Source organism: Streptomyces avidinii (genome assembly GCF_014650695.1).
In the GTDB taxonomy this organism is placed as follows: Bacteria; Actinomycetota; Actinomycetes; order Streptomycetales; family Streptomycetaceae; genus Streptomyces; species Streptomyces avidinii.
On record NZ_BMVL01000002.1, the window covers coordinates 421,750 to 439,339 of the forward strand.

Sequence of the window (17,590 nt, forward strand, 5' to 3'; positions counted from 1 at the left end):
GATGCGGCGCTGCGGCCGCAAGGTCCGGGAACCGGTGCTGAAGCAGAGAGCCGTGGCGGGTCTGCAACACCGCCTGCCCGCCCGGGGAGGCCGGCTCTTTACGTGCCCCGTGGCGTCGCGGTTACCTGGAACGCACAGGTACGAACAGCGGGGGCGGGTATGGCGGGCTGGCATGGGGGATGGGCACGCGGGCTCTGGCGGACCGCAGTGGCACTGGCCGCGCCGCCGCTGACCGCGGCCGTGGCGTACGGGGTGGCCTGGAAGTCGGCGTACGGGTCGCTGGACAACTGGGGGTTCTTCCTCGGCGGGCTGCTGCTCCCGCTGGTCCTGCTCGGCTGGCACGCCGCCCTCGCCGCGCGGCGCGGGGCCTCGCTCATCGCGCTGTCCGCGCTCCCTGCCGGCCTCGGCGCCATCCTGGCACTGGTGTCCGTGGGGCACAGCGCGCTGGAGGATCGGGGCGTCGAGATCAGCTGCATCGTACTGAGGGTCACCGAGCACACCGAGACGGATTCCTCCATGGATGCCGAGGGCCACTGGACCTCCACGACCCGGACCTCGTACGACCACCGCCTGGATTGCCCCGCCGGCGGCCCGGAGCACCTGGACACCCCCTCGCGGCTCGCGAAGGAGGGAGAGTCCCTGGCCGTGGTGCACGACCCGCAGGACAAGGTCTCCCCGCGGGCTGCCGGGGACGTCCACGGCTGGGGTCTGCGCACCGCTGCCGCGGTGGCGGTCGGGGCGGCGATGCTCCTGGGGCTGGCCGGCGGGGTCCGGGAGGCGTACGAGAAGCGGCGCCGGCGGCCGCGGCGGCCGACAGGGCGGTGAAAGGCCCGCCCGAGGGCGGCGGCGCCCCTTCCGTGTTCCGGCCGGACCCCGGCGCCCGGCGAACGCCCGCCACGCCGAGGTCCTCGCAGCACAACGACGCGAGCGCACCGGCCTCCGTAGCGAGAAAGGGCTCCGCCGCGGAGGCCGGCCCACTCCCGCCACCTGAACCGAGCAACCCGATGGACCTTCGCCGTCACAGCGTCAGAGCGAGGGCAGGACGGCATCCGCTGTCGGGGAGCGGCGCTCGAGCAGCCAGTGGAGGTAGATCCGCAGGCTCTGTTCCAACCCGCCCGCGATATAGGCCTCGTAGTCACGGACGGCGGCGGCGGTGCCCTGGTCGTAGGACGCGTCGATGCGCTCCCCATCGCTCCGCCCGGCGGCCAGGTGCTCCAGTACGCGGCCCCGGTTCCGCCACCCCTCCCGGACGGTCTCCGCCGTCCAGTGCTCGTCACCGTCGCATCCGTAGCCGCCCCAGGGGTCGTCGCCGACCGCTTCGATCACGAGCAGGGTCTCGGCGGCGGTCCGGGGCTGGCGATAGACGAACTCGCTGAGCGCATGAGCCCCGGCGGCCTCGCCGGAAGCGGCCGTCACCAAGGACACCTCCTAGTGCGAGGGCCTGTCGGACATCGGCATCGACGAGGAGCTCGACAGGGCCCGGCACCGGTTCGACAAGCAGTGCGCCCTGCCTCGACGGGATCGAGAGGTGGTCGGCCGCGGGCGGAAGTCGTAGCGGGCGCGCAGCGCAGGGGTTCCGGCCGCGTCCGGCCCGCCACGCCCCGAGGCCCGCGCCGAAGCAGAGGGGGCCGCAGGGGCTGGGGCCGCACTGCCTCGCTCAGCCCGCCCGCCCGAAGGCGAGGTTGGCGTTCGGCCCCGGGGCCGCCCCGAGCAGAGCCATGGGGCGGGCCCCCGGAGACCCCGCCGCTGGGGCTACTCCAGCAGCCGCCGGACGATCAGCTCCATTACTTCCGCGCGGCTGCGCTTGCCGTTGTCGGCGGCGTTGAAGTGGTTGCCGATGCGCACCGAGACGGCCAGCAGGCAGCGGACCTCGACCTCGTCCTCGTCGGGGCAGAAGGCGGAGAACAGGGAACGTAGGTAGTCCATACGGCGGTTGTCGACGTGGCGCAGACGCTCGGCGACGGCCGCGTCGCGGCGGGCCCAGTCGCGGATCGCGATGTCGGCGGTGGTGCCCCGCACCGGACCGTCGGTGCCGGCGGCGACGATGTCAAACAGTCGCGTCAGCCTGGCCCTGGCCTCTCCCCCGCCGCTTTCCACCTGTTCGATGACACTTTCCGCGACCTCGTACTCCCAGGTGTCGAGCATCTCGGTGAGCAGCGCGTCCCGGTTGCGGAAGTAGCCGTAGAAGCCGCCCTTGCTGACACCGAGTGCCTGTGCCAGCGCCTCGATCCGCACGGCTTCGGGACCGCCGGCGACGAGGGCCCGCAGGCCTTCTTCGATCCACTTTCCGCGGGGTGTGCGGGTCGCGCCCATCTTGTGTGCCTCCTCACCTACCGCCAAGTATACGGGGGCGTACAGATGTGCCTACACTCGATCTGTACGCCACCGTATAGACAGGGGTCCGGCCATGCGACTTCCCCGAACCGACCACACCGACCGCCCGTGGCGGATCCACGAGGTCGCCGACGACTTCACCGTCGAGGACGTGTGGGCGCTGCCCACGCCCGGCGGACCCGGCGACCTCGCGCTGCTGGTGGGCCAGATCGCCGAGGGCATCAGGGGTGGGGTGAACGGAGACGGTTTCGTCTCCCGAATGCTCTTCGCCGTCCGTTGGAAGCTCGGGGCCCTGCTCGGCTGGGACAAACCCGATTCCGACACCGGTGTCCGGCGGCCGAGCCTGCGCGACCGCTTGCCGGCGGACCTTCGCGACGGCCCCCGGGGCCCCGACCTCGGCTCGTCCCCGTTCACCTCGCTCTATCAGCGGGAGGACGAATGGGCCGCCGAGATGGCCAACAGGACGGTGCAGGCCGTGATGCACATCGGTTGGGTACCGGACGGGGCCGGCGGCTACCGCGGCCAGATGGCCGTCCTGGTGAAGCCGAACGGACTGTTCGGCTCCTTCTACATGGCCGCCATCAAGCCCTTCCGGTACCTCGGGGTGTACCCGGCACTGATCCGCTCGATCGGCCGCGAGTGGGAGGCGAGCGCCGCCCGGCGAAACGCGAGCTGACCGGAGGGCCGACTCCCTGGCCGGCCCGGGCCGTCGACCTCATGGAGAAGGGCCTCACCCCTCCCACCGCATCCAGGGCGGCGACGCGTCACGGACGACGGAGAACCTCGCACGCCTTGAGGGTGTGGACGCCGGCTGCCGGTCGTGAAGTCACCCACCACGCCGACCGGACCCGGCAGGCGGCCGCGGTGACGAAAGCAGCGACGTCTCCCGGCAACTCCGCCCGGTCGACCGCCGCCCGGTCGACCGCCATCTCCTCGCCGCGGGCCCGGGGCGCCGGGGTGTCCCGGGAGGACCGTGTGGGTTTCCCCGTGAGGGGTCAGCCGATGCGGACGGTGATCTCGGGCAGGGGTATGTCGGAAAGGTTCAGCCGGAGCCCGGTCAGGGTCAGGTAGGTCTGCGAGTCGGTCAAGGCGGAGGTGGTGGACGGCGCCTGGGTCTTCCCGCGCCCGCTCACCAGCAGGTACCAGCCCCCGCGCTTGTAGCTGCGGGAGGCGTCGGGGCGGTCGCCGTTCGGATTCAACGTCCAGCCCTGGCGCTCCAGGTCGGCGCAGATCGCATTCATCTCCGACTGCGCCCGGCGGTCTTCTCGCGAACAGCCGTCCAGCCCGTCCCGTTCGAGTCGGCGCCGGCCGCGCCGATCGGGCGGCCCTGCGCCTTCTGGCCGCTGCTGCCGTGCTTCGTTCTGAACGCCGCGTCCGTTGCTCTCGCGGCCGCCGCCTTCCAGCGCCTCATCGTCCCCCAGGGCACGCTCATGGTCGCGACCCTGTTCATCATCGGGGGCGGCTCCGCGGCCGGCGGGGTCGGCGGCACCCTCCTGCCCGATTACTGGCAGCACCTCGGCGCCGTCTTCCCGCCCCAGCACGCCATCACCTGGTGCGCAACGGCCCTGTTCACCGTCTGCGCAACGCCGAGTGCCTGGCCGCACAAGCCCACGGCCTTCGACTTCCACGCCGCCGAGGGCCGCTCCTGGCGCCTCAGCGTCGACGGCGACGGCGCATGCACCACCCGCATCCCCGCGCCCACCGCCGCGACCGGCGAAGACTCGGACGCAGCCGGCGCCTCCGTCCACGGCACGGCCAGTGAGCTGGTCCTCTACCTGTACGACCGGATCCAGGCCGACTTCTTGCACGTTGACGGAGACGCAGGGCTGCTCGACCTGCTCCGCGCCTGGGAGCCGGAGGAGAAGTAGGACGTAGCGGGGGCTGTTGGCCGCGCCTCGAGCCGCTTTCAGCGTCGCCGTCCGGGCCGCCAGGCTCTGCCAACTCCCTCGTGATCGGTCTGCGCCGGCTCGGGCACGGTCCCGGGCGGGGCTGGTCTGCTTCTTCAGCAGCATCCGGGCTCGCCACCCCCGTCACCTGGACATACGCTGTCCGTAGGGCAGGCGACCACGACCATGGGCCGCCCTCATAAAAGCACCGCGTTGCCGATGGCTCAGTCACCATCGTGCTTGCCGGCCGTGTCGCCTCCTGCAGGACGGTTGACGGTCGTGAACCGCGTCGGCACTCTCCGCTGTTTCCGTGCGACCAGGGAGTCGCAATGAGAAGACTTTCTCGTACACGCCGTCGGGCCGTGGCCATTGCGGCAACACTGATGGCCGGAGGAATGGTGTCGGGGGCAGCCTCAACGGCGTCCGCCCCCGTCTCGGCCGGCCTTCCCGCCCAGGTCAGCCCCGCTGACCAGACGGCCATGGTGAACGACACCAATGCGATACGCCAGACGGAAGGCGCACCGCCCCTCGCCTGGGACGCGGCTCTCGCCTCCGGCTCGCAGTCATGGGCCGACAATCCCGCTTCCCTCGCCGGTGGAAGCCTCCAGCACGACGAGAGCTTCAACAACGGCGCCGAGAACATGTCGGGGGCCGGGCCATCCCAGGCTGTGTCGCAATGGGCCGGAGAGAAGGCCGCCTACGACGCGGCTGGCCCGAACTGGAACACGGATGACCCCGGTTACAGGAACTGGGGCCACTACTGGAACATGGTCCAGACGAACTACACGAAGATGGGGTGCGGTGCTGCAGCCGGCGTGACCGTCTGCCGCTACGCGTGACCGGACCCACACGGGCGGCCACACCGAGCGTGCGGCCGTCTGAAGGACGATCAGTGGGAGCTCATCGAGCCGATACTGAGCCCGGGATACTGACAGTGTAGCGGTGGGAGTTGGCCGGGGCGGGTGATAGGTGGCGGCGGGCCTGTGACCTCAAGCCGCTACCCATCCCCACTGTCGAACCGCAGCACGGGATGACGATCTGGCACGAGAAGACCGCGGGCACCCCTTGGGCACGGCCGAGGAGGCGGAGGGAAGACAGATGCGGCCCCATCAGTTTTCGGCTGGTGGGGCCGCGTCTCAGGTCGGTGGTTCGACGGCGACGGCTCGGCGGGCTGCCATCAAGGCGCCGATGACCTGGCCGCCCGCCATGCGCGATGACGAACGAGACGGACGATGCGGCGCCCGACGTTCGCGGCTACTTGTTGTTGAGGCTGGTGTGGTTCCACCAACCCTGGCGCCCGGCCGTGAAGGTGACCTCGCGGGTACCGATCAGGCCTTCGTAGGGCTTGCCCTTCACCAGAGGGCTCGTCTTGACGACGCCCTTCGGGTCCTTGATGGCCGGGACGGTGACGGCGGCGGCGTGGTCGAGGTCGCTCTGCTCGAAGCCAGCCGGGTTTGAGGTGGTGATGACCTCGTCCCAGTTCGGCGAGGCGGCGAGCTGGTGGGCGAGGTGGACCTCGGAACCCTCACCGAAGGCGAGGTAGGTGAGGTGCTCGGGGTAGGCGGTGGCGTCGAGAGGCTTGTAGTGGACGACGTCCTGCTTGCGGCAGGTGGCGTGGTCTCATCGAGGATCTTGGTGAAGGTGCGAGCGCCGGTGCTGTCCACGGTCACCCGCTCGAGTTCCACCTTCAGCGCGGTACGGGTGCCGTCGACGATCTCCTTCAGGGGCCAGTGGCCCTCGGAGAACAGGGAGTAGTACACCTGCCGGTCCTCGTGGTTTCCGAGGTCGTTGAGGTACTTCTTCCGCAGGCTGCCGTCCAGGCCGAACTTGGTGATCATCTGGAAGGCGTGGACTGCGACGTGGTAGAGCGGGAGATGGTAGGCGAAGATCGTATCGGTGCCGATGAGCAGGAACCTGTGGCCGTGGCGGGGTGCATCGGCGTCGGACGAGGAGGTGACATCAGTGGTGGTCATGCGGGAACTCCTGTGGGTGGGATCGGGTCGGGTCGGGTGTTCGGCCGGCCGTCGGCGCGATCAGCCGGGCCGGCGGTGTGGCGGCGGCGCCAGAAGGCGTGCCGTGGCCATCGGTACTCGAGGCCGTAGAAGGTGCGCCTGTTGCGCAGGTGGGCGGCGGTGATCGTGTCCAGTTCGGTGGCGTAGTGGGTGAGGGCGGTGCGGTCGCCGCCGAGGTGGTCGTGGACCGCCTGGCCGGCCCGCATGCCCGTGTACAGGGCCGTGAGGATGCCCTGCGACGACAGCGGATCGAAGGCGGCGGCGGCGTCGCCGGCTGCGACCCACCCATCGCCGTGGACGACATCCAGGCGGACGGTATGGGCGGGCGCGCGCCGCACCGCGACGGCCGGCCATGGGTGTGCGGACACCCGAGCGCTGGTCTGGCGGGTGCGGGCCACGTCAGTGCGCAGCCCGGTGCCGCCCGTCCGGGGGCCTGGCAGGTCCGCGTCGGTGTACCGGGCGAGCAGCCGGTGGCCGGCGGGTAGCAGCGCCGTGTACCACCAGCCGTCCGGCGCGGCCTCCACGAGGGTCGAGGCGTCCGGGGCCGGTGTGGTCGACGGGGGCAGGGTCAGGCAGAGCGCGACCAGCCGGTCGTGGACCACCCGGCGGGCGCCGGCCGCAGTGGCCAGGCTCGCTCGGCGGCCCGTGGCGTCGACCAGCCAGCGGCAGCGCACGGTGCGGCGCTCGCGGGGGCCGCGCAGCTCCACGGTCCAGGTGCCGTCGCCGGAGCGGCCGGCAGGGCGGGCCGTGGTGCGTTCGGCCACATCAGTGCCGAGGAGGCGGGCACGTTCGCGCAGCTCCCGGTCGAAGCGGCCTCGGTCCAGGTGCCAGCCGTGGCCGTGCGGGTCGAGGATGCTGTCCTGCGCGGCGAGGTCGTCCGAGCCCCAGGCGGACAGGTTCGCGTAACAGGGCAGGTGATGCCGCCCGTCGAGCACGTCCTGCGCGTCGAGGTCGTGGAGAAGGACCCGGGCGGCGGCCGGCAGCGCCTCGCCGACGGGCGGCGGTCCGGTGGCGGCGTCGGCGAGCAGGACGGTGCGGCCGGCACGGCCCAGTGCCAGGGCGGCGGCGGCGCCGGCCGGACCGCCCCCGGCGACCACCACGTCGTACGCGGGCGCGGCGGACGCCCGGTGGCCGGTGCGGTCCGCCGTCACGAAGAACCCTCGTGGCGGCCGGTGCCGTTGGCGGCCTCCTCCCCGAAGGGGTCGAGCTTGTCGATGTAACCGACGGTGATGTTCTCGGGGGCGAGGCCGACGTCCTCGGCGAGGCGGGACAGCTCCGCGTCGCGGGTGGTGTCGTCGGCGGTCTGCGGTACGTGCAAGGTGACCAGGTTCCGGTCGTCCGGCACTCCTTCGAGGGAGAAGCCGGGTTCGGACTCGACCTGGAAGCGTGGCGGGTAGTGGTTGTCGCCGACGGTGTAGCGGCGGGTCTCCACGACTCCGAAGCGGTGCCACTCCGCGGTGGCCTGCTTCAACTGTTCCTCGTAGGTGCCCTTCAGGCCTCGCAGCCAGGAGGCCCGGTTGGCGAACGCCGCGGTGCGCTCGTCCTCCGAGGGTGTCAGGCCGCCCTCCTTGTTGACGATCCGGAAGTCACGCTCGGTCAGCACGTGGTTGGGCACCCGGGCGGGCCAGAAGGTCGGCAGGTGGGGGTCGTACCGGGGGCCCAGACCGGCGGTGGACTCGTAGCCCGAGCGACAGCTGGCGGTATCTGTCTGCCAGGGGATGGCCATCCACCGGGTCAGGCCGCCCGGACCCTGCGCGTGCAGAGGACCGTCGGCGGCCAGCGCGGTCTCGGGAGTGAGCTCCTCGCCATAGTCCGGCTCCGCCTCTCCCTCGGCACGGTGCAGGATGCGGAACGGTTCGGCGAACATCGTCGCGTGCCGGATCGGCCAGGTCACCTCGCAGCCGGGGTGGAAGGCATCGGCGAGGCAGAAGTCGAGGGCGGCGCGGTCCAGGAGCCCGGGCTGCTCGGCGAGGGGCGCATCCTCCAAGCGGCGCGGAGCGTCGGGCCCGGAGGTTTCGACGAAGTCGCCCTTGGACCACCTGAGCAGCATGTCCATCTGGAGGGCCGACAGGGTCATGTACTGCCGCGGTGACTTGGGGCGGCTGGTCATGCCGTCGCCGTAGAACCACGGCCAGGTCATCGGCGCCACTCCGTCCCGCTCGTAGTCGCGCATGGCGGTGTACACCTGGCGGCGCAGCTCGCGGTAGACGGTGCCGGGCTGAGAGAGGCGGCGCTGCAGTTCGGTGGTGGTGAAGTCCTGCGGGCCGTTGCAGCCGAAGTGGGTGGCGAAGCCCTTGTTGACCCACTGCAGGTTGCTGAAGCGCTCGAGGAGGGGCGCGATGTGGTGTTTGAAGGACACCTGGGCGGGCCGGGGCAGTTGGCCCTTGCTGACGAAGACGTCGAGGAGCAGGTCGTAGAGGGTGCGCACGGTCTTGATGTCCGGTGCGTAGTTGGGCGGGCCCACCACGACCCAGGCGGGCCGGACCTCGATGGGGCGGCCGTCCACGCTGAGGGTGGCGGTGACCGGGCCGTCGGAGATGTCGTCGTACCAGCCGTCGTTGTTACCGTACGAGTGCAGTGGCTCGTTGTTCTTCGCGGCGGACCGGCCGGAGCCGCCGAGCACCACGAGCCGGCCCTCGTGGTCGGTGTGCATCCGGCCCAGCGGGACGGGGATGCCCTGGAACGTGCCGCCGGTGAACTCCACTGTCTGGCCGGTGCCGGCGCGCAGGGTCTTGCGGCCGGGGTCGATGACGAGGCTGCGGCGGTCGATGCCCTTGTTGCGCCTCGGCGTGCTGTGGCCCCGCGTGTCGGGGATGTCGAGGGCGAGCCTGAACTCGTACCAGGCGGCTTTCTGGTTCGCGACGTGGACACCCCACTCGATCGAGGCGTTGTTGTTCGTCAGCTCGCGTACGACGTTGCCGGCGCTGTCGTAGCCGTAGAGGCGGAAGCGGGCCGCCTGGCGTTTGAAGGCGCCGGTGTCGTCCTTGAGGGAGCCGGCCGGCATCGGATCGGGGTCGAGTGTCTCGGGGCCGTAGTACCAGCCGTCGTCGCGGGTGCTGTTGCCCACCCGGGCCACTCCGATCGCAGGGTGGATCTTCGCGTAGGCGATGTCGTCACTCATGGTGGTTGCGGGTTCCTTCCGGGAGGGTGCAGGTCGCAGGGGCGTCGTGCCACACCGGCGGGCGGCCCGGTGATGGGTGAGGACCGATCGATCCGACGGTGCCCCGAAGCATCGAAACTTCGCCAAGTGGTGAGCGAAGAAGCTCTCGGCGGCCTTGACGTCCGCATCCGCCCAGCCGAGCGGCACGGCCTCGACTTCCTTCAAAGGCGTCGCCGGAGGGGGGCAGCTGGGCGAGGTCTTGGTCGGGTTTGCGCGTGCCGATCGTGCGAATCACGAGCGCACCCAGCCGGACCCCAACACTCGACATCCCACATGCCCCTTCCGCGGCGTGTTCGTTGACCACGTGGATAGCGGGCAACGGCACCCATTGGCACTGACCGGCCTCCGGTTCACGACCGTGTGGGTGACGCCGTTCACCGGGGAAACGATCACCCGACCCGCCATCTGGCCAAGCGCACAACCGGGGCGCACGACAACGGCCGAACGCCCCGTCTTGGCATCGCGCAAGGGCTCGGCAACGGGGGCCGACCCGTGTCAGCTGCGCCGTCAGCTTGCTGAGCGCAAGCGCAATGACGCGTCCTCGGGCGGCACGGCGGTGTGCCGGGGCTGACCTCCGCCATCGGCACGGACGGACCAGCATCGCGTCGCGTCGCCCATGGGCCCGCGGCCAAGGACATGGCGCGGTCGGTGCGAGGGTGCTGACACAGTTCTCGTGCTCGCCGCGGGCCTCGCGCCGGGCCGGCACCGCCGGGGCACCCGCGGCGCCGTAGAGCGGTTGGCAGCGGGCGAGGTGCCGGTGGCACGCAGCCGGTACAGCGGTGACGCGCAGGATTAAAGCCCTGGCCGCGCCGTACGGTCACCCGCCGTCGTGGACGCGCAGTGTCATCTGGTCGCGGTGGAGGACTTTCGGGCACGTCGAGGACGTGCCCGGCGCCACGGACGAGGCGGACAAGATCGAGCTGATGCTCGAGGAACCACAGGATCGCCGCCACTCGCCTCCCCTTCCGTGGGGCGCGGACACCGATTCTCCGCACCCGAACGGGTCGCGGCGTCGACTCGGAACGGCTGACGCCGGGGATCTCACCCGCCCGGCGCAAGGGCGGACGGCCCCCGTGGGCACCGCCCGCCGACGCGGCGGCCCCGTCGGACGTCCGACGATCCACCGGGCCGGGGCATCCCGGATGACGAAGCACCGAGCGAGTGTCCGGACGTGTTCGGGCGGCAGACCTGGGTAGCCGGGTCTGGGGGGCGACGGAACCGAGCAGCACGGCACGGAACGGAACGAGCACATGACGTCCTTCGGCTATTTCTTGTCCTGTGAGGAGTTCACCCCGGCGCAACTGCTGCACCAGGCGCGTCTGGCAGCGGACTCGGGATTCACCCGCTTGGCCATCTCCGACCACTACCACCCGTGGACGGACGCCCAGGGCAACAGCCCCTTCGTGTGGTCGATGATCGGCGCCCTCTCCCAGACCGTGGACCTGCCCGTCACCACACTCGTCACCTGCCCCACCGTGCGGCTGCACCCGGCAGTGACCGCCCAGGCGGCAGCCACCTCCAGCGTGCTGCTTGGATGCCGGTTCGCGCTGGGTGTGGGCACCGGTGAAGCCCTCAACGAGCATGTCCTCGGCGACCGGTGGCCCGCGTTCGACGAGCGGGCGGACATGCTGGAGGAGGCCGTGGAGGTGATGCGGAAGCTGTTCACCGGCGACCGGACCAGCCACCGGGGCAAGCACTATACGGTCGACAACGCCCGCCTCTACACCGCTCCCCGGGGTCCCCTACCCATCCTGGTCTCGGGCTTCGGCCCCAAAGCGGCCGAGCTCGCCGGCCGCATCGGGGACGGCTTCGTCACCATGGCCCCGGACGAGGACGCCGTCAGCTCATTCCGCGAGGCCGGCGGCGACGGCAAACGTGTCGTCGGAGGGCTGAAGGTCTGCTGGGGCCAGAACCGGGAAAATGCAGTCGACACCGTTCACCGCCTGTGGCCGACCGAGCACCTGCCCGGCGAGTTGAACCAGATCCTTCCCACGCCTGCCCACTTCGAGCAGGCGACCGAGCTCGTCACCCGACAGCAGGTGTCCGATTCCGTACCGTGCGGCCCTGACGTGGAAGAGCACGTCGATGCCGTGCGCACCTACGTGACGGCCGGGTTCGACGAGGTGTACGTCGGACAGGTCGGGCAGGGCCAGGAAGACTTCTTCGCCGCCTACCGCGACAAGGTTCTTCCCGCCTTGAACCGCTGACGCCCTGCGCCGGGAACGGAGCGCGGGACCTCCTGGGGTGGGGCCGCCTCGTTCGAGCCTCGCAAGCGGGCCGGGGCGTACCCCGGCCGGTGCGGGCAGGCGCGGCCCACAGCGACCGAACTCATCGAGAGGCAGACATGAGCGACGGCAAAGACCTCCGCCGAGGTGACGAGGTCTCGTGGAGAAGTCATGGCCGGACCGTCCCCGGGAAGGTGAAGAAGAAGATCACGAAGCGGACCCGTGCCGCAGGTCGCACGGTCGACGCCAGGAGGGAAGAACCCCAGTACGAGGTGGAGAGCCACACGTCAGGGCGATCCGCCGTCCACAGGCCCGAGGCGCTCCGTTGGAAGGGCGGCTCCTGAGACCCGCATGCCGCCGTCCGGCGCTCACGAAACGCCTGCGCGCGCACGCGGTGCGTGGCCACGCGGTGTCCGGCGCGCGGCACGTTCGCTCTCCAGGAGCGCCTGCTCGACGCCGCGCTGCGCGCTCACGTCCTGGAAGAAGCCGTGCACCCCGATGGGGGTGCCGTCGAGGGCCCGGTTCGCCTCGGCGACGATCCGCACGTGGCGCACCCCGTGCGAGCCGACGATCCGGAATGCCTGGTCGATCGCCTGCCCGTCCCCAGCAGCCGTTCGACGGCGGAGGCCAGTGCGGGAAGGTTCTTCGGTGACCAGGTGTCGGGCAGCTCCTCCAGGGCCATCGGCCCGTCGGCCGGGTCGCGGTCGAAGACGGCGTAGACCTGGTCGGGCCAGGTGACGGTGTCCGTGACCAGGTTCCAGCTCGCCCATCCGAGGTTGCCGAGCCTCTGCATGTCGCTGAGGCGGCGTGTCTCGCGTTCGCTGGTGTCGTGCCGGAGCCAGGACACGATCAGGTGGTCGTCGAGCCGGGAGGCGCGGACCGAGTGGCCGGACTTCCGCGCGACCCCGGCGACCACCTCCTGGTAGGTGAAGGGCTCGCCCTCGTATGTGGTTCCCGTGGTGAGCGTCTCCAGGTACCCGTCCCACACGGCCGTGCCCGCGATGGTCGGGTACGTCTCCAGGAGCAGGCGGCCCACGAGTTCCTGCCCCGCCGCCCGGCCACGTCCACCGATTCGGGCGTGGCCGCGTCGATGCGGTAGTCCTCGACCTCACCGTTCTCCGAGCGCAGCGGGGTGAGCAGGACCGCGGGTCCGGCCATGGCGTCCAGGACGTGTTGTACGGGGGTCACGCCGGCGACCGCCTCGACCTCACCGGAGACGGTGGAGCGGGGCACGGCTGGCCACCCCAAGGGGCCGGCACACAGCTGGACCGCCCGGCGCAGCAGGGCGCGGGTGGCGGCGGGGAAGGGTCCGGCTCGCTGCCGCAGGAACCCGACGGCCGCCTTCGGGAGTCCGTCGTGGGGTACGGGGAGCCAGGCCCTGGTCAGCCACTGGCCCGCCGGGTCCCCGCCGATCAGCAGGTAGCGGCGGCCCTCCAGGTCCGGGTCCTCCAGCCACACGGCCCGGCGCGCGGCGATCGCCTCGTGGCGGCGACGCCGCTGAGCGGGGGATGTGACGCCATTGCTGGGCCAGGACAGCTCGACCCTCCGGCCGAGCGGAGGGGCACCGGGGCGGTGGAGGAGTTGCCTGGGGCGGTGGGGACGCCTGGGGCAGCCGGAGCCGCCTGGCGGGAGCGCACCCGGCCCAGGGTGATCCAGCACTCCTCGATCAGGGTGTGGCGCCGTTCGTCGGCGCGTGCGAGCAGCGTCTCGTGCGCCGTGTCGGCAGAGACTCCCGCCGGCCCGGCCCCTACGCGCGGGCCGCCGGGGTCGGTCCCGGGTCGGTCCCCACTGCGTACGGGCCGAACCCAACGGTTCGGGTACAGCCCCACGCGGCGGACCAGTCGGTCAGATGCCCATCTCGTGGCCGTAGTACTGGCCGACCTCCTCGCGGTATGCGACGTTGCCGCGGTGCTTGTCCTTGTCGTACTCGGGGGAGTTCTTGATCTGCTCCTTGGTCAGGTTGACGTGGACCTTTTCCTCCTTCATGTCGACGCGGACGACGGTGCCTGCGGGCAGGAGGACTTCCTTGCCGAAGATCCACGGGCCGGTGTCGACGACGAGGTAGGAGGAGCCGACCTCCGCTGTGGCCTCGTCGACCTTGCCGATGTGCCCGTCGCTGGCCTCGACCTTGAAGCCGACCAGGTTGGTCCCAGGGTTGTAATGCGACTCCGGGTTGTAGCTCCACAGGTTCTCGGTCACGGGAATCTCCTCTTCTGGACTGGGTGGTCGCCCGGCCGCCGGTGTGGGGGCCGCCGCCCCCATCCCTGCCCCGCTGCGGCTACGGCCGGAGCCTGCGGCTACGCCAACCGCCACAGCTGCCACCCGGACGAGAGACCTTCCACGCACACCGGCCGGTTCGGAACGGCTCCCGACGGAGAGCCCTACCGTCGGGTACGAGACCAGTTGCATCGCCCTCGGCGGCCCATACCGGCGACAGCCGAGCTGTGGAAAGCCGGAGGAAGTCCGGCGAGTCCGAGGCCGCGCATGTCGCGCCGCCCTGCGCGTGCTTCGCGGCCTCGAGCACGGTCTCCTGAGCGCCGATGCACGTTGCGTCCGCCGTCTTGATGTCGCGGGCCTTCGTCATCTGCCGTACTCGTTCATCCTCGTTTGCAGGGTGGGGCCAGCCTGCGCACGCCGACCGGCCACGGGAGCTATGGCTGTCCCCTGCCCCCGCTCGGTAACGGCATTCGCCCCCCAACCACCCCGGCCCAACCTCAGACCCTCTACTCGGCCTACTCGGCCTACTCGGCCGCGGACCGGCCCGGGTACCGATGTCCCGTGTCACCACCGGCGTCACATCACAGTCTGGAGGCCGACGGACTTCTGCGCCTCCTCTGCCTGCACCGACTCCGACTCCTCGGGGACCGGGCGCCGCGCTCTCAGACCGTGCGGACTTCGCCGCCGGGGTAGCTGCCCCCGTCTGGGCCGTCTCTTTCGGATCTTGTCGGCCGAGCCCGCGGCGTCGGGTGCCGTGTCCGGCAAGGCGGAGGGGCGCCCTTGTAGTGGACGTACTCGGGCGCCCCGACAACGCGGTCGGGTGCGGTGCCGGGCGTCGCGGGCCCGGCAAGATCCGGAAGAGAGGGCCTAACGCTGCCGCGGTGCATCTGCGGTCCGACGGGCAGCATCCTGTTGGGCCAGGGCCGCTCCCATGGCGCGGGCTGCGTCAGCGGAGTCCTGCAGGGAGCGGCGCAGCAGGTGGGTGGGGCGGTTGCGGTCATGGCCGGCGGGCGGGTACAGCCTGTCGACGAGGTCCATGAGGTTGCGCGGCTGCGGCTGCCAGTTGTAGGCGAAGAACGCGATTCCGCGCGCGCCCAGGCGACGGGCGAAGGCTGTCAAGCCGTGCAGGCCGGTGACGTCCATGAAGGTCAGGTGCCGCATGTCGCAAGCCACCGCGGCGACGCCTTCGAGGCGTGCCTGCACCTCGTCGAGAGCGGCTCTGGTCTCCAGGTCGAGCTCGCCAGTGGGGGTGAGATGCATGGTCGGTCCGTAGCGCCTCGTCATCAGCCGGAAGTCCATGTCGTCTCACCTCGCCACGCCCCGCGCACTTCATGCACGCCCACCCGTATCCGGGCACCGGATGGCCCGAATCGATACTCTCTCTGCCCTACGGCCGGGCGCAAGCCCGCCTCTCCGGGGCGCGGCGGGGGCTTCAGCGGGCAGGTTCCCACGCTCCGGGGCCCGCGCCACGCCACTCCACAAAGTCGGGGTCGGTAAGGTCCACATCCTCCGCGTTCTCCAGACCGGCGGCGGCGAGGAAGACACGGATGTCGGCCGGGCGGTGCGCGACACCGATGGCGACCCCGTCGTAGCGCACCCGGCGCCATCCCTGCTCGTCGGGCGGGTAGACGATCAGCTTGGCGGACATGTGCCCAGCCTCTTCCCCGCCCTGCCGCTCGGCACCTCTCCGCAGCCGAAAGGGTGACGCTCCGGTACGGTTGCGCGCACCCCGGCCGTCGGCTCCGCACGGGACAATATCGATGACGCGCGGATGCAGCCGTGTGAGGAGGCCCGGTGCGGACAGGATGGGACAGGTGACATTCTCCGACGCCGTGTACCTGGCCATGGGAATCGGCGCGCTCGGCGCGGCCGTGCTTCCCCGGCTCGTCTTCCGCCGTCCGTTGTCCATGCCGATGGTGTTCCTGGCTGCGGGAATGCTGATCGCCGTGGTTCCGGTGGGGGTGCCGGTGGTGGAACCGGGCAGGCACCGGTTGTGGGTGGAGCACGCGGCGGAACTGTGCGTCATCGTGTCCCTGATGGGGGCAGGGCTCGCGCTCAACCGGCCCGTAGGCCTGCGATCATGGATGAGTCCCTGGCGGTTGCTGGGCATCAGCATGCCACTGACCATCGCGGCGATGGCCGCAGTCACAGCGCTGCTCCTGCAATGGCCGCTCGCGCCGGCCCTGCTACTGGCGGCCGTGCTGTCGCCGACGGATCCGGTGCTGGCGGCGGAGGTGCGGGTGGGGGAACCCACCGACGCGGAGGACGACGAGGACGAGGTCCGGTTCTCCCTCACAGCAGAGGCCGGGCTGAACGACGGTCTGGCCTTCCCCTTCGTGCTTGCGGCGCTCGCTCTGGCCGCGGCGCCCGGCGGCGGGACGGCGGCAGGCTGGATCGGGCAGTGGTTCCTCGTCGAGGTCCTGGCCCGCACCGCCGTCGGAGTCGCGGTCGGCCTCGTCGCAGGGCGGCTGCTGGGCCTGTTGTTCTTCAGGGCCCGGCCGTCGGCACTTCGGCTCTCCGAGCACATGGAGGGATTCGTCGCCCTGGGCGCCACCTTCCTCGCCTACGGGGCCGCCGAGTTGCTGCACGGCTACGGTTTCCTCGCCGTCTTCGTCACCGCCTGCACCATCCGGGCCGCCGAACGCAGCCACGGCTACCACCAGGTCCTGCACGAGTTCACCGAACAGATCGAACGTCTCCTGACCGCCTTCCTGCTCTTCCTGCTCGGTGGCTTCCTCGTCGCCTATGGACTGCCTTCCCTCACCTGGCGGGGGGCCCTGGTAGGGCTCCTGCTGGTTCTCGTCGTGCGGCCTGCCGCCGGATGGGTGAGCCTGCTCGGCGTCGGTAGCGGCCGGCGCGAACGCCTGGTCACGGCTGTGTTCGGGATCCGCGGCATCGGCTCGGTGTTCTACCTCGCCTACGCCCTCGGCCACGGCGAGCACTTCGGTGCACACGCCGAGCAGCTGTGGGCCGTTGTCGCCTTCACCGTGCTGCTGTCCGTCCTCCTGCACGGCGCCACCGCCACCCCCGTCATCCGCCGCCTCGACCGGCTCCGCCGCTCCTCCCCCACGCCTCCCTGACCGGGCAGCCGGCGCTCGGATGTTGCCGTTTTTCGAGGGCGGCACAACAGGAGTCAACCTGACCCGGCCCTGAAGGACCGGGCCAGAGTCCGCGGGCTGGGGCGGCCCGCGCGGCCGGAGCACCGCGAAGTGAGGTGAGGAGTATGACCACCGGCGGGTTTCATGCCGCGAACGCAGTGGTCACCGGCTCCGATTCCGGTATCGGCCGGGCCGTGGCCGTACGGTCGTTTGCCGAGTCCGCCATCGACGTGGGCATCACCTGGCACACCGACGCGCGGGGCGCGCGGGACACTGCCGAGGAGGTCCGCAGTTGCGGACGCCGGAGGGTGGTTACGTGCGGCAGGTACGGGACGTCGACCAGGTCGGTCCCCTGCTGTGCGGCCAGCGCGCGGCTCGCAGGGTGATCCGTCAAGGCCGGGGCGGTCGGATCGTCAACATCACGTCCGTTCACGAGCACCAGCCGAAGGTGGGCGCAGCTCCGTACTGCGCGGCCAAGGCCGGCCTTGGGCTGCTGACCCAGGTGATGGCTCTGGAACTGGCTGAATACGGCATCACCGTTAACGCCGTCGCGCCGGACGAGATCGCCACCCCCATGACCGGACAGGAAGATGAGGACGTCCGGTCGGTGCTCGGATCGCATCTGGATCACGAACAGTGGCGCAGGCCCTGAAGGAGC

At 71.0% G+C, this 17,590-nt stretch carries 17 protein-coding genes and 2 pseudogenes; 9 read left to right on the top strand and 10 right to left on the bottom strand.

Features of this window, described 5'->3' with window-relative positions; all coding sequences use genetic code 11:
* The first annotated feature begins 159 nt into the window (after positions 1–159).
* Together IE257_RS06120 and IE257_RS39580 are read left to right on the top strand one after the other, a co-directional pair.
* Positions 160–825, top strand: coding sequence for a hypothetical protein (locus IE257_RS06120; protein WP_189965445.1), 666 nt, complete (start codon positions 160–162; stop codon positions 823–825).
* Positions 826–877: 52 nt separating this feature from the next.
* Positions 878–991 (top strand): annotated as a pseudogene (locus IE257_RS39580) (integrase); the annotation flags it as partial.
* A 35-nt stretch (positions 992–1,026) separates the two neighbouring features.
* On the opposite strand, the gene IE257_RS06125 reads toward IE257_RS39580, so the two are convergent.
* Positions 1,027–1,416: a hypothetical protein gene (locus tag IE257_RS06125; RefSeq protein ID WP_229920155.1), complete on the bottom strand. Its 390-nt coding sequence runs from the start codon at positions 1,414–1,416 to the stop codon at positions 1,027–1,029.
* 336 nt (positions 1,417–1,752) lie between these two features.
* Positions 1,753–2,313, bottom strand: a complete 561-nt coding sequence (locus IE257_RS06130; RefSeq protein ID WP_189965447.1) for a TetR/AcrR family transcriptional regulator — start codon at positions 2,311–2,313, stop codon at positions 1,753–1,755.
* A 94-nt stretch (positions 2,314–2,407) separates the two neighbouring features.
* Here IE257_RS06130 and IE257_RS06135 point away from each other — a divergent pair, with 94 nt between their 5' ends.
* Positions 2,408–3,010, top strand: coding sequence for a DUF2867 domain-containing protein (locus tag IE257_RS06135; protein ID WP_189965449.1), 603 nt, complete (start codon positions 2,408–2,410; stop codon positions 3,008–3,010).
* A 319-nt stretch (positions 3,011–3,329) separates the two neighbouring features.
* On the opposite strand, the gene IE257_RS06140 is transcribed toward IE257_RS06135, so the two are convergent.
* Complete coding sequence (locus tag IE257_RS06140; RefSeq protein ID WP_189965451.1) at positions 3,330–3,575, bottom strand: hypothetical protein; 246 nt, start codon at positions 3,573–3,575, stop codon at positions 3,330–3,332.
* Positions 3,576–3,764: 189 nt separating this feature from the next.
* Here IE257_RS06140 and IE257_RS06145 point away from each other — a divergent pair, with 189 nt between their 5' ends.
* A complete protein-coding gene (locus IE257_RS06145; RefSeq protein ID WP_229920156.1) occupies positions 3,765–4,202 on the top strand; it encodes a hypothetical protein in 438 nt (145 codons plus the stop codon).
* A 497-nt stretch (positions 4,203–4,699) separates the two neighbouring features.
* Entirely contained in the window at positions 4,700–5,059 is a 360-nt protein-coding gene (locus tag IE257_RS06150; protein WP_189965453.1) for a CAP domain-containing protein, read from the top strand.
* 513 nt (positions 5,060–5,572) lie between these two features.
* Here IE257_RS06150 and IE257_RS06155 read toward each other — a convergent pair.
* From IE257_RS06155 to IE257_RS06165, 3 genes are read right to left on the bottom strand one after another with little or no spacing between them, the layout of a single operon-like run.
* Positions 5,573–6,193: a hypothetical protein gene (locus IE257_RS06155; protein WP_189965455.1), complete on the bottom strand. Its 621-nt coding sequence runs from the start codon at positions 6,191–6,193 to the stop codon at positions 5,573–5,575.
* Complete coding sequence (locus IE257_RS06160) at positions 6,190–7,383, bottom strand: tryptophan 7-halogenase (protein WP_189965457.1); 1,194 nt, start codon at positions 7,381–7,383, stop codon at positions 6,190–6,192. Before IE257_RS06160 ends, IE257_RS06155 begins: the two co-directional genes overlap by 4 nt.
* Positions 7,380–9,353, bottom strand: a complete 1,974-nt coding sequence (locus tag IE257_RS06165; RefSeq protein ID WP_189965459.1) for a LodA/GoxA family CTQ-dependent oxidase — start codon at positions 9,351–9,353, stop codon at positions 7,380–7,382. Before IE257_RS06165 ends, IE257_RS06160 begins: the two co-directional genes overlap by 4 nt.
* 1,289 nt (positions 9,354–10,642) lie before the next feature.
* Between IE257_RS06165 and IE257_RS06170 the strand changes: the two genes are divergently transcribed.
* Entirely contained in the window at positions 10,643–11,599 is a 957-nt protein-coding gene (locus tag IE257_RS06170) for a TIGR03557 family F420-dependent LLM class oxidoreductase (RefSeq protein WP_189965461.1), read from the top strand.
* Positions 11,600–11,736: 137 nt separating this feature from the next.
* The gene (locus tag IE257_RS06175) at positions 11,737–11,961 is read left to right on the top strand and encodes a hypervirulence associated TUDOR domain-containing protein (RefSeq protein WP_189965463.1); all 225 of its coding nucleotides are present in this window, start codon (positions 11,737–11,739) and stop codon (positions 11,959–11,961) included.
* Between the two features lie 125 nt (positions 11,962–12,086).
* On the opposite strand, the gene IE257_RS06180 is transcribed toward IE257_RS06175, so the two are convergent.
* From IE257_RS06180 to IE257_RS06195, 4 genes are all read right to left on the bottom strand, one after another.
* The gene (locus IE257_RS06180; RefSeq protein WP_189965466.1) at positions 12,087–12,653 is read right to left on the bottom strand and encodes a hypothetical protein; all 567 of its coding nucleotides are present in this window, start codon (positions 12,651–12,653) and stop codon (positions 12,087–12,089) included.
* Positions 12,654–13,462: 809 nt separating this feature from the next.
* Complete coding sequence (locus IE257_RS06185) at positions 13,463–13,816, bottom strand: PRC-barrel domain-containing protein (protein WP_189965468.1); 354 nt, start codon at positions 13,814–13,816, stop codon at positions 13,463–13,465.
* Between the two features lie 885 nt (positions 13,817–14,701).
* The gene (locus IE257_RS06190) at positions 14,702–15,133 is read right to left on the bottom strand and encodes an STAS domain-containing protein (protein WP_189965470.1); all 432 of its coding nucleotides are present in this window, start codon (positions 15,131–15,133) and stop codon (positions 14,702–14,704) included.
* 133 nt (positions 15,134–15,266) lie between these two features.
* Positions 15,267–15,482, bottom strand: coding sequence for a hypothetical protein (locus IE257_RS06195; protein ID WP_189965472.1), 216 nt, complete (start codon positions 15,480–15,482; stop codon positions 15,267–15,269).
* 157 nt (positions 15,483–15,639) lie between these two features.
* Between IE257_RS06195 and IE257_RS06200 the strand changes: the two genes are divergently transcribed.
* Both IE257_RS06200 and IE257_RS06205 read left to right on the top strand, forming a co-directional pair.
* The gene (locus tag IE257_RS06200; protein ID WP_189965474.1) at positions 15,640–16,914 is read left to right on the top strand and encodes a cation:proton antiporter; all 1,275 of its coding nucleotides are present in this window, start codon (positions 15,640–15,642) and stop codon (positions 16,912–16,914) included.
* Positions 16,915–17,057: 143 nt separating this feature from the next.
* Positions 17,058–17,536, top strand: a pseudogene (locus tag IE257_RS06205) (SDR family NAD(P)-dependent oxidoreductase); the annotation flags it as partial.
* Positions 17,537–17,590: the final 54 nt, after the last annotated feature.